Genomic DNA, 231 nt, shown 5'->3' on the forward strand with positions numbered 1-231 from the left:
GGTTTCAGCGTCATACACACCTTTTTCCTTTTCAACCTTAAACATATCGCTTAGCTTATCCCATAGCTTTTTAGTGGCTTCTGTTGCGCCTTCGAGGAAAGATTCGTCCCCTGTATATTCTGTATAATTTTTTAAGATAAAATCATTTACTTCGATTTTTTCTTTCCACTTGGTTCCTTTAAAATCTTTATATGCTTCCATTTGTTATTATTTAAATTCAATTTGGCGTTT

General features: G+C 32.9%; 1 protein-coding gene. It reads right to left on the bottom strand.

Annotated features, from left to right (window positions below; genetic code table 11):
• A partial coding sequence (locus tag ACWA1B_RS23745) for a hypothetical protein (RefSeq protein ID WP_456911160.1) occupies nt 1-201 on the bottom strand: 201 nt, incomplete at its 3' end.
• Nucleotides 202-231 lie beyond the last annotated feature (30 nt).

The organism is Flavobacterium xizangense, from assembly GCF_054075145.1.